Consider the following 14,514-nt stretch of genomic DNA (forward strand, 5'->3'; position numbering starts at 1 on the left):
GGTCGTACATGATTTTCCTAGCAGCCAAGACTCCAGGCAGGTTATTGTATGTCGTGGAGTATCCCGACGAGCGCCAACCTTCCATCGGGCAGTTTTCATACAAAACCGTCACGCCAAGGTCTTCGGCATATCGGATGATAGGAGTGAAAATCTTTTGGTATTCTTCCAGATTTTTCTCGAAACCGTTTTCCTGAATGCCCAAATCATGGTTGTATCCCACAAACGTGCCTACCTTGACATCATTCTCATCTCCGCCCATCAGGTAAGCCATTCGGATGAGTTTCAGTAGGTGATTTTGGTTTTTGACTTTGTGAAGCGGGTCTCCACCGATCAGGTTTTCAAATGCCCCAATGGAAAGCCGAAGCTTTGCAGCATTGAACTTGTCGATCATTTTTGCGGCAGCATCGGAATCAAAGTTTTCATAATCCATGTGGGTTGCCACAAAATCATCCCTTGTCCCGTCTTTTCTGAAAACGCATACATCCAATCCCTGTACACCGATTTCCTTTGCTTTGGCGATAGTTTGATCCAAATCCAATTGGTCAAATGCCGAAGTCATGATCCAAATCTGATTGCTCATTTCTTATTGTTTTTTTAAATATAAATACCCGGATTTGGTTTTGAAAACCCAAATCCCTTCAATGGAGGCCGTTTATCAAATCGGAAAAACATTTTCCTGTTTAATTGCTTAATTTTGGAAAAATCTATTTACCAAAAAATGAAAACACTGAAGAACTTATCTTTTGTTTTGGGAGGAAGCCTTATTTTAGGTTTTTCTTCCTGTTCCAATAATACACAACTTGAAGAAAAAGTTGAGCCAAGTCCCTATGCGGTTGTATCGGAAAAGCTGACTTTTCAAGTGGATACTCTTTTCACTGAATTTGAAAATCCCTGGGGCATGACATGGCTTCCTGATGGAAGAATGTTGGTGACTGAAAAGAAAGGTGAAATCCTGGTTTTCAAAGATGACAAATTCACCGGTGAGAAATTGACAGGCGTTCCTGCGATTAGTGACGTTAATCAGGCGGGTCTATTGGATATCGCCGTTCACCCAAAATATGCAGAAAACGGTTGGATTTATATGTCTTATGCCAAGAAGCAAGACAAAGGTGAGGTATTGGTAATCGCCAGGGCCAAGCTGAACGGCAATGCCCTCGAAGGATTGGAAGAGGTCTTTGTCTGCGGACCGGAATGGGAAGGCGGAAGACACTTTGGCTCAAGGATCATATTTGACAATGACGGATACCTGTTTTTCTCCAATGGAGACAAAGGTTCCAGACCTGCAAATGCGCAGGAATTGGACAATGACCATGGCAAAATCCACAGGATCTATGATGATGGCAGGATTCCGGAAGACAATCCATTTGTCAATACTCCGGGTGCTTCTCCTTCGATTTGGACTTATGGCAACAGAAACCCACAAGGCATGATTTATGACAAAGCCAACAACCGCATTTGGGCGGTAGAACATGGACCAAAAGGAGGCGATGAATTGAACCTGATCGAAAAAGGCAAAAACTACGGTTGGCCGGTGATCACTTACGGGATCGATTATGACGGGACCATTCTGACTGAATTGACCGAGAAAGAGGGCATGGAGCAGCCGGTTACCTATTGGGTGCCGTCTATTGCAACCTGCGGTATTGCCATCGTGACTTCAGACAGGTATCCTGAGTGGAAAGGAAACATATTGGTAGGAGGGCTTGCAGGGATGCAGATTGCCAGGGTTGAATTGGATGGAACCAAATATGTTGGTCAAGAGACATTGTTGAAAGATATCGGACGTGTAAGGCAGGTATCTGAAAGTCCTGATGGCTATATTTATGCAGTGACGGAAGCTACAGGCCTTATGGTCAAGCTGATTCCACAGAGATAGAAATCAAATTCATCCTGTATAAAACCGAAAAAGCCCTGTCAGAATTAATCCTTACAGGGCTTTTTTTTGTACGCAGAGAGAAAATATCAATCCTCAAAATCCACCAACTCCCATTTTTTGAACAAAGCAAAATTCAGAGAAACGTAGAAGATGTTGGCATCCAAACCTGCATATGGTTGGAATGTACCGCCATTGCCATCAGACGCAGTAAAATTCTGGTTGAAGAAAGAAGTCAGGTAATATTTCGCTTTGATGCTTGTCCCTTTAGGAAGGGTATAGCCGATAAATAAGGCGTGCTGCACAGTATTGACACGGTCGCTAAACCATACGCTGAATCTTTCTGTCCTCTTCTCGTCTACAAAAGTCCGCTCGCGGTAATTCATAGCAATCTCAAGTTCATAACCTGCAAAGAAAAACCGGTCATTCATGTGACCCAATTTGATACCCAAAGGAATACCCAGATTGTAATTCCTTACTTTTTTCCTGACCGATGTAGATTCGTCAAAGATAAATCCAACGTTCCGGATGTTTACCCCTGTGAACCAGCCAAAGGTCTCGCTTTGATCAAAATTCAAAAGATTTTGGAGGTTGATTACAGGTGAAAATCGCATGACATTATTGTTGTTTTCAAGGGTTCCTGTAGAGAAAATCCACTCACCCCCTGAGGTGAAATAGGGTTTGCTTTCTTTTGTTACCGTTTTTGTTTGCGCAAATGATGCAAAAACTACAAATGAGAGTAAAAAAAGAGTTGTGTAGAGTTTTTTCATAATCAGTGATTATTTATGGTTTAAAAACAAATATCTTAAAACTAGAATTAAATCAAGCAGTATTAGTATGGATAATTCCTTATTTTTTTGAAAATTTTTTAGAAAAGGAGTGAATTCCAAATATCAATAAACCCAAGGAGGTCCAAAGAAATGTATCCCAAATTTCCTCTGATTTGGTTCCTGACAGTAACCAAAGTGTAGCGCCTATCCCGGCCAAAGCAAGGTAATTGCCATATGGGATTTTGAAGAAATCTCCCTCGGGATTGGTTTTTCGGAGTTTGATCAATGATGCACATACCAAAGCATACAATATCAACCTGGAAATTACAGATACTGCCAATGAGCTCATAAATCCCCATACAATGGCTACAAAGGCAACCAAGGCAGAGAAGAATAGAATGGAAACATAAGGAGTAGCAAATCGTGGATGGATTTTTCCAAAAAACTTTGGAAGTTGGTTTTCTACACTAAGTGCAAAAGGGAGTCTTGATCCGCTCAATATCTGCACGTTCAGCGTTCCCAAAATGGAAATCACAGCTCCGACTGTAATAAAAAGGCCCCCATACCATCCCATAAATACGGTGGCAGCATCTGCAAGTGGCTTCTCGGAAGTGGCCAAATCAGGAAGTGTTCCTATGGAAACTATCTGAATGAGGATATAAAAACCGGCAATGACTGCTGCGGCGGTCAATAATCCAAAAGGTAGGTTTTTGCGGGGATTGACGATCTCACCGCTATTGACCAAGCCGGCCTCAAAACCTCCGAATGCAAATACCAATAATAAAGTAGAGGCTGAAAAATCCTGCAAAGTGGGGACAGGCTGACCTTTCATCAGATCAAAATCAATATAAAATAGACCCACAATGATAAACACGGCCAAAGGAAAGAGTTTTGCAACTGTCAGGACATTACTGACTTTGGCAGTATTTTTTACTCCAATCCAATTGAAATAAGTGATCAACGACGTGATGAAGATTATAATGGTGACTCTTACCTCGGGTTGGTTGAATGTGTCGGAGAAAAATGAAAGGTATAGCACCATCAGATTGATCAGTGTAGCGTAGCTGAACAGCCTCGTCAGCATCAGCAGCCAACCAATTATAAATGCGGGAATTGGTCCGAAGGCTGTATGTACATAAAGGTATGGACCTCCTGTCTGTTCAAAACGGGAACTGACTTCTGCAAATACCAATATCAAAACGGCCATTACCAAAGCACAGGCCACAAATGCCAAAATGGAATAGGTTCCGGATAAAGCAAAAACTTTGGCTGGCAGCGCAAATATCCCGGCTCCGATCACTGAGTTGATGATCAAGAAAACCAAGTCCCATCTTTGTATTCCGCGTTTGAGTGTATTGGGTGAATTTGCCAAATTTATATTTTTTGATTGTTTACATTCCTAATTCCCTCCTGATCCAGCACCACAAATAAGCAAATAAACAATTAATCAAATAACCATTTAAACAATAACCAAATTCTACAAAAAATCAACATCTACGCTAAATGGGTATTTCATCAGGTATTGCAAGGCCTCTTCAATCTTGAGGTCTTCAAAGAGCACCTTATATAGATTTTCTGTTATGGGGGCTCTCATCCCTGTACCTTCTACAAAGGCTTTCATGAGTTTGATGGTGTTGACACCTTCTGCTACTTCTTCCATCGAATTCAGGATATCGTCGAGTTTTTCTCCTTTAGCCAATCTGTATCCGACAGTATAGTTTCTTGACAAAGTAGAATTACAGGTAGTGACAAGATCGCCTATTCCGGCCAGTCCGATAAATGATTTCAAACTTCCTCCCAAGGCATTTCCCAGGTAGACAAGCTCAACCATTCCTCTTGAGATCAGCAGTCCTTTGGCATTTTCTCCCAATCCCAATCCTGCCAAGGCCCCGGCCGCAATGGCAATAATGTTTTTCAAGACGCCACTTAGCTCAACCCCAACAATATCGGAATTGCCATAAACCTGAAATTTATCTGTCCGGAGCAAACGCTGTCCTTCCAAAATTACTTCATTGTATTTGCTCGCTACAACCGTAGCCCCAGGCTGACCGAGATAAAGTTCTCTAGCTAGATTTGGTCCTGCAAGGCATCCCACCCGGACGACAACAGTTTCCTTCATGATGACCTCGCTCATGGTCAGGATATTTTCTCTGTTGATTTTTTCCATTTCCTCGATTGACTTCCCCTTGGGCAAGTTCAGGCACAGACCTTTGGTGCCATGGATGATCAGATGGTAAGGATATAAAAAAGGCGAAAAAGAGCGGATCACTTCCTGAAAGGCCGAAGAAGGAACCATAAAAAAAATAGTATTGCATGATTTGCACAAGTACTCTGCATCCTGGGTTGCAAAGATTTCCGGGTTGAGTTCTGCCCCGTCCACGGTATGATTTTGGTTGATTTCATCCACCACTTCAGACCTTCTGACAAAGGCAATTACTTTGCTTTTCTCAGCAAGTATATTGGCAATGGCAGTTCCAAAGCTGCCCATGCCTACGACTCCGACCGATTTTTCTTTAGAAGAGTTTTTCGAGGCCATATCCGTCAAGTCTGTTATGGTAATAATATAAAAGGCTCAAATCCTGGGTTTCTATGTTGCCCATGCTGTTTTTGACCAAAGGTCTCTTGGCATGGTACATGCCGACATTGGCCAATCCATGATCAATAATGCTGTCAATATCCGTTTTCATGTGGGGAGCAATCTGTACTTTTGACGCTGCTTCGAGTTCAAGGATTTTGTCCAGTACTTTTTGACATTCTTCTTTAAATTCTTGGTAAATAAGCACCACATCCTCTTCAGGAAGTCTTAAGAGATTATACAGATCCATTTTCTTATTTTCCCTCTTGATCATCTGAAAAGCAGTAAATGCCACCAAATGTGAACTGAAAACGCGGTTGATTTTATGAAATTCCTCTACTATCCGCTTTCCCAAATGGTAGGTATATTCTTCTTCCCTTTGTGCATCTACAGTTACTTTTCCATTGTAAAGGAAATAATCTTTGGTATCGATTTTCCTTCCGTTTCGGTCAACGCTGTTACCATCATTGTCTACGTAATTACCCAATACATCCAAAGCTTTCCCAATTGACACTGAGATATCTGAACCTTTGGTAAAGAATTTGACAAGAAATTTGGAGATTTTATAGGAAGTGGAAAACTCGTCTGATTCTTTATAATAGCGCTCTTGTCCTGTCATGGCAAGGTGTTCCTGAATCAGACTTGGCGCTTCGAGAACAAAGTGGTAATTGATCGTCACAGGGACGATGAAAATCTTTCCGCTGACATCATTTACGCCCCTTTCGAAATTTGACCTTTGGGCTTCGACAGCCGTACTCAGTAAACCGAGTTTGAGTTTTTTCTCTATCATCCCGCTTCGGGACCTTGTACCCCCCGGAAAGAAAAGACTGTGAACCCCAAACTGCAGAGCTTCTGAAGAATAGGTCTTCAATGTTTCTAGGTAGATAAGGTTTTTCTTTCTCCTGTCCACTTTGTAAGCACCGAGAGCATTCATAAAATAAGCAAAGATGCTGATATTGAACAGGTTAAGGCCTGCTCCATAGATGAATGGAGGCAATCCCAAAACGGAAATGATCCAACCTATCAAAATGCTGTCGAGGTTGGAAAAATGGGTAGGGACCATCACGATCGTTCCCTTTGAGGCAAGTTCACGGATCTGATCTGTCTCGCCTACGATCTGGATTTTGTCCTGAAGACTAAATTGGTTGCTGAATATAGACTTGAATCCCTTTACTCTTGCGGCATTAAGCAATCTTGAAAACCCAAAAGTGACTATCCTTCGGGTGACTTTGTAATGGGTGTGGATAAAGTTACTTGCAATTTCCTCTGAATACCTCATGGTAATGTCATCGAGGATTTCAAGGTATTTTTTCTTCTTTTGGGTCTTGGTCAGGCTGCCTTCAGCACTGAGTTGGACAAGGCTGTGCTTTACCTTTCCCCAAAATTCCTTCTCATCATCCGGGTCTACGGCCCAAGGATTTTGCTTCATCCTCAGCTTTTCACGGTAGAGGGTTGTTTCCAACTCCTCTCTGAGCAAATCCATGTTTTCGGAAGTGATTTCAAGGACGGATTTCTTGCTGGCATCAGCCACTTTCCTGATAAAATCCTTCCTGTTTTTGCTGAGTTTGACCACCGGCCACTCATCCTTTTTGGGGAGGATTGGTTCGTATTTGTGTTTGATATAGGAATCAGCCAAGTGATTTTCTTTTTAAGATTAACAGCAAAGATAACAAAAATCACCACGTTGATACACGCAGACTATAGGGTTTGCAATCCGTTTTAGTAGGGATAAAGAAAAAGATAAGGTTAAAGAAAACGTTTTTAACTTCCGGGAGTTTGTTAGGTAATATTTCATAATGGGTTTTGTGCTGCTAAGAATCCATTGTATTATTGCAGCATTATTGTTTTATGAAGCCTGACCTCAAACAGATTCAAGCACCTATAGCCATCGAGATGGAGGAATTTGAAATCAAATTCCGTGACTTTATGAAAAGTAAAGTCAAACTTCTCGATCACATTACCAATTATATCGTCAGACGTAAGGGCAAGCAGATGCGACCTATGTTTGTTTTTCTGACGGCAGGTATGTGTGGGGGAATTTCTGAATCCACCTATAGAGGAGCCGCTTTGATTGAATTATTACATACTGCGACGCTAGTGCATGACGACGTCGTGGATGATTCCAATTACCGCCGCGGATTTTTTTCGATCAATGCACTCTGGAAAAACAAGATCGCTGTCCTTGTGGGTGATTACTTACTCTCTAGGGGACTTTTACTCAGTGTGGACAACGGTGATTTTGACTTGCTCAAAATCGTCTCTAATGCCGTGAGGGAAATGTCTGAAGGTGAACTCCTTCAAATGGCCAAATCCCGGAAACTCGACATTACTGAAGAGGTCTATTACACTATAATCCGTCAAAAAACGGCCAGTCTGATAGCTTCCTGTTGTGCAGTCGGAGCCTCTACTTCAGGGGCAGATACTGAATTGATCGATAAGATGCGGACTTTTGGTGAAAAAATCGGAATGGCTTTCCAGATCAAAGACGACCTATTTGACTACGGAGAAGATGAGATCGGCAAACCTTTGGGCATTGACATCAAAGAAAAAAAGATGACACTTCCCCTTATCTATGCACTCAATAATGCATCTTGGCTGGACAAAAGGAAAATCATCTACCTAGTCCGCAATAAAAATGAGGACAAGAAATCTGTCAACGAAGTCATTGCATTTGTAAAGAAATCCGGAGGCTTGGCCTATGCCAATGAAGCCATGAACAGGTATTTCGAAGAGGCGCTTCAACTTTTAGCAGATTTTCCGGATTCTGAATACAAAAGATCCCTAGAAGGTTTGGTACGCTACACGATAGAACGTAAAAAATAAATTGATCTTGAAGATTACGACATGATCAATGACCTATGCGACTGCAAACTGATCATCACGACTGCGACTACAGACTGCCTACCGAGACTGCAAACTATTCCTCCACCAACTCTCTCACAAGCGCTTCGTGTTCTGCCACCCACCTGTCATAATAATCTCCCGTTCCGGGTCCGGTAAATCCAGTATGGATCTTTCTGACTTTTCCTTTTTTGTCAATATAAATCAAAGTCGGAAACGCCAAAACCTCATTTAGCGCGGGCAAAGCTTCTGAGGCTTTCTCCTTGTCACTGACTCCGGCGATCAGGAATGTATAATTTGCATTCAGCTTGTCAATGGTCTTTTTTACCCTTCCGCTTGCATACTCAAATTCAGGCTTGTTTTCGAATGCCAAGCCTATGATTTCAATACCACGGTTTTTGTTTTTATCATACCAAGGTGCCAAAAATTTTGTCTCATCCACACAGTTTGGGCACCATGTTCCAAAAATCTGAACCAAAACCACTTTGTTTCTAAACTGCTCATCCTCAATTGATACTGATTTGCCATTGATGTCAGGGAATTTGAATGAAAAAGTATCGTAACCTTCTTTCAGGTAGTTGAGGGAATAGGCATCAGGAAGCTCAAAACTCTCATCACGGACAGCTTTGAAAGCCTCCTTCACTTTGGGACCGCTGCGGAATCTGCCACTGACAGAACCGTCTTCCCGGAGCTCACCCAAAAACAGGAATAAATGATTCCCATCGAAAGTACTGAGGTAAAAAGAATTGCCCGAAACATTGCCTTCTAGGTACCGATAATCCCCCAGTTTGGTAAGGAAAGTCCCGGTGATTTTATCTCTCTTTTGGGTAAAGATTCCAACTGCGGGATAGACATCTCCATCCTCTTCCACAAATTCAGTTTTCCACTTTCCTGAAAAATCAGCAGTGGGTTTTTCGGTCACTTCAAACCTGGATTTTTCAGTCTTTTCGGCATTGAAAGGGACAAAATAATCAACAGCATAGTTTTTTGTAAATACACCTTCTATGAGCCCGTTGTCCATGATTTTTGCCCGAATCTCTGAATCAAAAGTACCCATTGTAACCTTGATGGAATCGCCTGTGACAATCACCTCATCAAAAGTCAAAACCTCTTCCCCGTGGTAGGCTTCCATTGTCCATTTTTCACCGTTTTGAATAAATCCTATTTCAAAGGGAAGGAGGTCTCCCCCAAGATCGAGTTCAGCATGCCATATACCTTTGAGATTCGGATCTTCAGTTTTTTTGTTTCCACATGAAAAGAGAAACAGAGCCGAAATCGAAAGGGTAAAAACAGAAAGGAGCTTCATTGTGAGTTGTGGTGTTTTGCGTTGCAAATAAAATCAAAATCTATTAACCTACTGGTTTTGTGTGGTAAAGATTTTTTTTTACCAAAAGGTTCATTTCGTAATAATTGACTTTTGTTTCGTGAAATTTCTCCTGAATTACCAAAGCCTTTGGGAAATTCCCCCACTTTTCTCCCAACATGGGAAAAGTGTTTTTGATCTTGATTATTTTTCATTTCATTTTAATCAAAAACCTCATTTTTGAATTGTTTTTGATGTTTTTTTAATTGACTGATTTACCTCAAGTCATTGAGTGCCAAATAAAAAAAGGGCTATTTTTTTTAAGATTTATTGTAATAAATCAAACTTTTAAATAGTTTTAAGAAAAAGTGGAGAAAAGTGGGGGAAAGTGGTGGATTGTGTGATTGCTTTTCTTACTTTTGTCTTTGTAGTAAATCCAAGATAAGCCCATGGGAATGTTCAACGGTTTGTATGAATGCAAGGTGGATCCGAAAGGACGTCTGGCATTGCCTGCCAAAATGAAGGCGGCAATACCTGACTCTAACGGTGATGCCCTCATTTTACGACATGGAGACGATGGATGTCTTGCGTTGTACACCCAAGTAGAGTTTAAAAAACTATTACATCAGATCAATGCGCTTTCAGACCGCGATCCCATCCAAAGAAGGATCAAGAGAGGATTTTTTGAAAGCATGACTGAAGTGGAGCTGGATAGCGCAGGTCGTTTTTTGATCCCCAAAACTTTTCTCCAAAAGGCAGGCATTGATAAAGATGCCACTGTCTTGGGCTATGGCTCATTTATCGAAATCTGGAATCCTGAAAAATACGAGCAAAATTCTATAAAAGATCAGGATGAACTGTCAGACTTGATGGATCAATACCTTTCCTGACCATGACAGCTCTTCCTTATCATATTCCCGTGATGCTTGGCCCCTGCATTGAAGGCTTGGCTATTAATCCCAATGGGATTTATATAGACCTGACTTTTGGTGGCGGCGGACATTCGAAAGAAATACTCAAGCATCTTGAAAAAGGGCATTTGTATGGATTTGATCAGGATGTGGATGCTGAAGCGAATATTCCAAAAGATGACCGCTTTACATTCATTCAGGCCAATTTCAGAGATTTCAGAAAATACCTCCGATTGTACGGGGTAAATCAGGTAGATGGCATTCTTGCTGATTTGGGGATTTCTTCCCATCAGATCGACGAACCTAAAAGGGGTTTTTCGACGCGTTTTGAGGGGGAACTTGACATGAGGATGAGTAGCGGCATGGACATTTCGGCAAAGGATGTCCTGAATACTTACGAAGAAGGAAAGCTTCATAAGATTTTCGGCATTTATGGTGAAATCAAAAATGCCAAGACGCTAGCTCAGGCGGTCGTCTCCCAAAGAGCGGCAGCGCCATTTGAAACAACAGCAGATTTCAAGGCTTTGCTCCAGAAATATGCGCCGCGAGGCAAAGAGTTCAAATATTTCGCCCAGGTATTTCAGGCATTGAGGATTGAAGTCAATGATGAGATGGGGGCTTTGGAAGACATGCTGAAACAGACGGTGGAGGCATTGAAGCCCGGGGGAAGATTGGTGGTGATGAGCTACCATTCATTGGAAGACAGGTTGGTCAAGAACTTTATCATCAAAGGAAAATTCCAGGGTGAGGTAGAAAAGGACTTCTATGGCAACCTGATCAGGCCTTTGGAACCGGTACTTAGAAAAGCTCTCATCGCAGATGATGAAGAAATACAAAGAAACAACAGGGCACGCAGTGCCAAATTGAGAATAGCTGAAAAGAAATAAGATGAGCCAAAATACTTTCAAGAAGAAAATCCAGCAAGGTGCTTCTCCAAAGGGGAATGGTAAAAACATCTTTACCATGATTGAGGAAAAGCTCAATGTGACAGGTATTCTCGGAGAGGGTGTCCCTGTCCATTTTGCACCTCCATTCTTCTTTGCAGCTTTTCTGGCGCTGATTTACATATGGAGCAACCACCGGGCTGACAACATGATCCGCAAGATTGAAAAACTGCAGCAGGAAGTAGAAGACGTCAGGGCAGATGTCACCACACTCGAAGCAGAATTTATGCTGAGCAGCAAACAATCCGAAGTTGCAAAGAAAATTGCGCCTTTGGGCATAGTAGAAATAGAAGAACCACCGATTAAAATCATTGTTGACTAGTGAATATCAAACGTTCCATAGTACTGCGTGTAAGGATAGCCTTCATTTTGGTGGCTTTGTTTGCCGGGGCAATCTTCTACAGGATTGTCCATTTGCAGTTTATGGAGGGTGAAAAATGGCAGGCAAAATCTGAGACACTCAATTTCCAATACAGGCAGGTAAGCGCCACAAGGGGAAATATATATGCCGCGGACGGAAGCTTGTTAGCGACGAGCCTGCCTTTTTACAGGGTAGTCATCGATCCTATGGTGGCCAAGGAAGAGGTGTTTTCAAAAGGAATTGATTCTTTATCCTTTTTTCTGTCTGCCCATTTTAAAGACAAATCCGCAACTTCTTATAAAAGGATGATCAAAGATGCCCGCTCAGAAAAGAAGCGCTATGTCATCCTCAACCGCACCCAGATAGGTTATCAGGACATGCAGAAAATGGCCAAATGGCCAATTTTCAGGAATGGACGCTCCGGCGGAGGCGTGATCTTCGAGAAAGTTGAAAAGAGATACAGACCCTTCAATAATTTGGCAAGCAGGACAGTGGGATTTGTCAATGAAGATAAAAACGGGGCCGGGATAGAATACAGCTTCAATAACTTTTTGGAAGGAAAAAATGGTAAGGCCCTTTTTCAAAGGATAGCGGGCGGTTCATGGAAGCCTGTTTTTGATGCGGAAGACATCAAGCCCGACGACGGATATGATATCCTGACAACCTTGGATGTCAATATCCAGGACGTTGCAGAATCTGCACTTTTGAGACAACTCACAAACAAAGATGCCGAATTTGGATGTGTCATAGTGATGGAAGTGGCTACCGGCAAAATCAAAGCCCTGATCAATCTTCAAAAAAATAAGGATGGATTTGGATATGGAGAGAACTACAATTTTGCAATCGGGGACCAAGGATTGACCGAACCAGGATCCACATTCAAGTTGCTTTCCATGCTCGCTTTGCTTGAAGAAGGCAAAATCAACCTTAAAGATACCATTGATACCGGCAAAGGGACTTTCAAATTCTACGACAGGAATATGAATGATTCCAAAGAAGGCGGATATGGAAAAATAACCATCAAAGAAGCTTTTGAGAAATCTTCCAATGTCGCCATTTCAAGGCTGGTGGAAGACAATTTTGGCCATAACCCAAGCAAGTTTGTCTCTTATATTGAAAAGGCAGGTTTAGATAAACCCATAGATTTTCAATTGAAAGGTGAAGGTGTTCCCTACTTCAAAAAACCGGGAGAGAAAAATTGGTATGGAACCACATTGCCTTGGATGTCAATCGGCTATGAAGCCAAATTGACGCCTTTGCATACACTTATGCTATACAATGCAGTAGCAAACGATGGTAAAATGGTCAAGCCGATGATTGTACAGGCAGTAGTAAGGGGAAATCAGGTGGAGGAGGAATACGAAACCGAAGTTGTCCGAAGGAGCATTGCCTCCTCCAAGACTATAGACCAATTGAAAATTTTGCTTGAAGGAGTCGTCCAAAACGGCACGGCCAAAAATGTCTACACAGAGGAATACAAGATAGCAGGCAAAACAGGTACCGCCCAAAAGTTGATCGGTGGGCGCTATACGCAAAAGTACTACACTTCTTTTGCAGGTTACTTTCCTGCAGATAATCCTAAATACTCCGCCATTGTGGTCATCGACAGTCCGAAAGGTTTTGCGGCATATGGAGGAGATGTCTCAGCACCGGTATTCAAAGAAATTGCTGATAAAATCTATGCGCAGGATCTTGGATTGAACGATAAAAAATCGGAGAAAATCTACCTGACTTCCAATTCCGGACCTTTTCCTTTGATTCAGGCCGGCAATATGGAAGAGCTGCAGATGATCTGCAACAAGTTTGGAATCTCCAACCATGTATCAGGTGATATTGAAGAGGAATGGGTCAAATCTACCCCTGTCAACAAAGCCGTAATCTGGAAGGCAAATAAAACAGATTCACCGACAGTGCCTGATGTAACGGGGATGTCCTTGAGGGATGCTTTATATGTGTTGGAAAACAAAGGAATACGGGTAGTCTATCAGGGTAAGGGAAGGGTAAGAGGCCAATCCATCAACCCCGGCACTCCGGTAAATAATGCTTATGTAATCAATTTAGTATTGGGATAAATGAAAGTATTGAAAGACATATTGTACAAAGTCTCCCTGACTTCTACCATTGGAAACATGGAAGTGGAGGTTGGCGATATTGTCTTTGATAGCCGTAAAGTACTGCAGGGAACTGTATTTGTTGCAATTTCAGGCACACAGGTTGACGGTCATGCATTTATCGAAACAGCCATAGAAAAAGGAGCCGTAGCCATAGTTTGTGAAACTATGCCTGAAAAGCTCCAAGGAAATGTCACCTATGTACAGGTAGTCAATTCCTCCAAAGCATTGGGAATCATGGCATCCAATTATTATGAAAATCCATCTGAAAAGTTGAAGCTCGTGGCGGTAACAGGTACCAATGGGAAAACCACTACCGTCACGCTTCTCTATCAGTTATTTATGGAAATGGGGTATCAGACAGGTTTGCTTTCCACCGTGGAAAACAAAATCAATGAACTGACAATCCCTTCCACACATACTACTCCTGATGCCTTGAGCATTCAGAAACTTCTCCGCCAAATGGTGGATACCGGCTGTACGCATTGCTTTATGGAAGCGAGTTCCCACGCAATTGTGCAAGAAAGGACAGCAGGTCTGACATTAGCCGGAGCCTTGTTTACCAACATCACCCATGACCATTTGGATTACCATGGTTCTTTTGACGAATACATCAAAGCCAAGAAAAAGCTGTTTGATGAATTGCCTAAAGATGCCTTTGCTTTGGTCAATGCCGATGACAAGCGTGGCATGGTCATGCTTCAAAACTTTAAAGGTAAAGGCTACACTTTCGGTCTGAAATTTCCAGCTGACTTCAAAGCGAAAATCATATCGAATACCCTCGAAGGATTAGAACTGGAGATCGACAACCGACAGGTTTGGTTC

Annotated in this window: 14 protein-coding genes; 7 read left to right on the top strand and 7 right to left on the bottom strand. The window is 42.1% G+C overall.

What is annotated here, in order from left to right; all coding sequences use genetic code 11:
• A partial coding sequence (locus ACZFYI_RS06645) for a sugar phosphate isomerase/epimerase family protein (protein ID WP_462523341.1) occupies positions 1-580 on the bottom strand: 580 nt, incomplete at its 3' end.
• Between the two features lie 138 nt (positions 581-718).
• Between ACZFYI_RS06645 and ACZFYI_RS06650 the strand changes: the two genes are divergently transcribed.
• Positions 719-1,876: a PQQ-dependent sugar dehydrogenase gene (locus tag ACZFYI_RS06650; protein ID WP_462523342.1), complete on the top strand. Its 1,158-nt coding sequence runs from the start codon at positions 719-721 to the stop codon at positions 1,874-1,876.
• Positions 1,877-1,962: 86 nt separating this feature from the next.
• Here the strand turns inward: ACZFYI_RS06650 and ACZFYI_RS06655 are convergent, their stop codons facing one another.
• From ACZFYI_RS06655 to ACZFYI_RS06670, 4 genes are all read right to left on the bottom strand, one after another.
• On the bottom strand, positions 1,963-2,643 hold the full coding sequence (locus ACZFYI_RS06655; protein ID WP_462523343.1) for a hypothetical protein: 681 nt from the start codon (positions 2,641-2,643) through the stop codon (positions 1,963-1,965).
• A gap of 79 nt (positions 2,644-2,722) precedes the next feature.
• Entirely contained in the window at positions 2,723-4,015 is a 1,293-nt protein-coding gene (locus ACZFYI_RS06660; RefSeq protein WP_462523344.1) for an APC family permease, read from the bottom strand.
• A 105-nt stretch (positions 4,016-4,120) separates the two neighbouring features.
• Positions 4,121-5,179, bottom strand: coding sequence for an NAD(P)H-dependent glycerol-3-phosphate dehydrogenase (locus ACZFYI_RS06665; protein ID WP_462523345.1), 1,059 nt, complete (start codon positions 5,177-5,179; stop codon positions 4,121-4,123).
• Positions 5,157-6,854 carry a 1-acyl-sn-glycerol-3-phosphate acyltransferase gene (locus ACZFYI_RS06670; RefSeq protein ID WP_462523346.1) on the bottom strand — a complete coding sequence of 566 codons (1,698 nt, stop codon included), beginning with the start codon at positions 6,852-6,854 and terminating at the stop codon, positions 5,157-5,159. Before ACZFYI_RS06670 ends, ACZFYI_RS06665 begins: the two co-directional genes overlap by 23 nt.
• 212 nt (positions 6,855-7,066) lie before the next feature.
• On the opposite strand from ACZFYI_RS06670, the gene ACZFYI_RS06675 reads away from it, so the two are divergent.
• On the top strand, positions 7,067-8,041 hold the full coding sequence (locus ACZFYI_RS06675; RefSeq protein WP_462523347.1) for a polyprenyl synthetase family protein: 975 nt from the start codon (positions 7,067-7,069) through the stop codon (positions 8,039-8,041).
• Between the two features lie 94 nt (positions 8,042-8,135).
• Here ACZFYI_RS06675 and ACZFYI_RS06680 read toward each other — a convergent pair whose 3' ends face one another.
• Both ACZFYI_RS06680 and ACZFYI_RS06685 read right to left on the bottom strand, forming a co-directional pair.
• A complete protein-coding gene (locus tag ACZFYI_RS06680; protein WP_462523348.1) occupies positions 8,136-9,365 on the bottom strand; it encodes a peroxiredoxin family protein in 1,230 nt (409 codons plus the stop codon).
• Positions 9,362-9,577 carry a hypothetical protein gene (locus tag ACZFYI_RS06685; protein WP_462523349.1) on the bottom strand — a complete coding sequence of 72 codons (216 nt, stop codon included), beginning with the start codon at positions 9,575-9,577 and terminating at the stop codon, positions 9,362-9,364. Before ACZFYI_RS06685 ends, ACZFYI_RS06680 begins: the two co-directional genes overlap by 4 nt.
• A gap of 234 nt (positions 9,578-9,811) precedes the next feature.
• Here ACZFYI_RS06685 and mraZ point away from each other — a divergent pair, with 234 nt between their 5' ends.
• The 5 genes from mraZ to ACZFYI_RS06710 form a co-directional block, all read left to right on the top strand.
• Positions 9,812-10,252, top strand: a complete 441-nt coding sequence (mraZ, locus tag ACZFYI_RS06690; RefSeq protein WP_462523350.1) for a division/cell wall cluster transcriptional repressor MraZ — start codon at positions 9,812-9,814, stop codon at positions 10,250-10,252.
• A gap of 2 nt (positions 10,253-10,254) precedes the next feature.
• Positions 10,255-11,160 (top strand): 16S rRNA (cytosine(1402)-N(4))-methyltransferase RsmH, encoded by a 906-nt coding sequence (gene rsmH / locus ACZFYI_RS06695; RefSeq protein ID WP_462523351.1) that lies wholly within the window; start codon positions 10,255-10,257, stop codon positions 11,158-11,160.
• A gap of 1 nt (position 11,161) precedes the next feature.
• Positions 11,162-11,539 carry an FtsL-like putative cell division protein gene (locus ACZFYI_RS06700; protein ID WP_462523352.1) on the top strand — a complete coding sequence of 126 codons (378 nt, stop codon included), beginning with the start codon at positions 11,162-11,164 and terminating at the stop codon, positions 11,537-11,539.
• Positions 11,539-13,650 (top strand): penicillin-binding transpeptidase domain-containing protein, encoded by a 2,112-nt coding sequence (locus ACZFYI_RS06705; protein WP_462523353.1) that lies wholly within the window; start codon positions 11,539-11,541, stop codon positions 13,648-13,650. The genes ACZFYI_RS06700 and ACZFYI_RS06705 overlap by 1 nt, the downstream gene beginning before the upstream one ends.
• A partial coding sequence (locus tag ACZFYI_RS06710) for a Mur ligase family protein (RefSeq protein WP_462523354.1) occupies positions 13,651-14,514 on the top strand: 864 nt, incomplete at its 3' end.

The organism is Aquiflexum sp. (assembly GCF_977115555.1).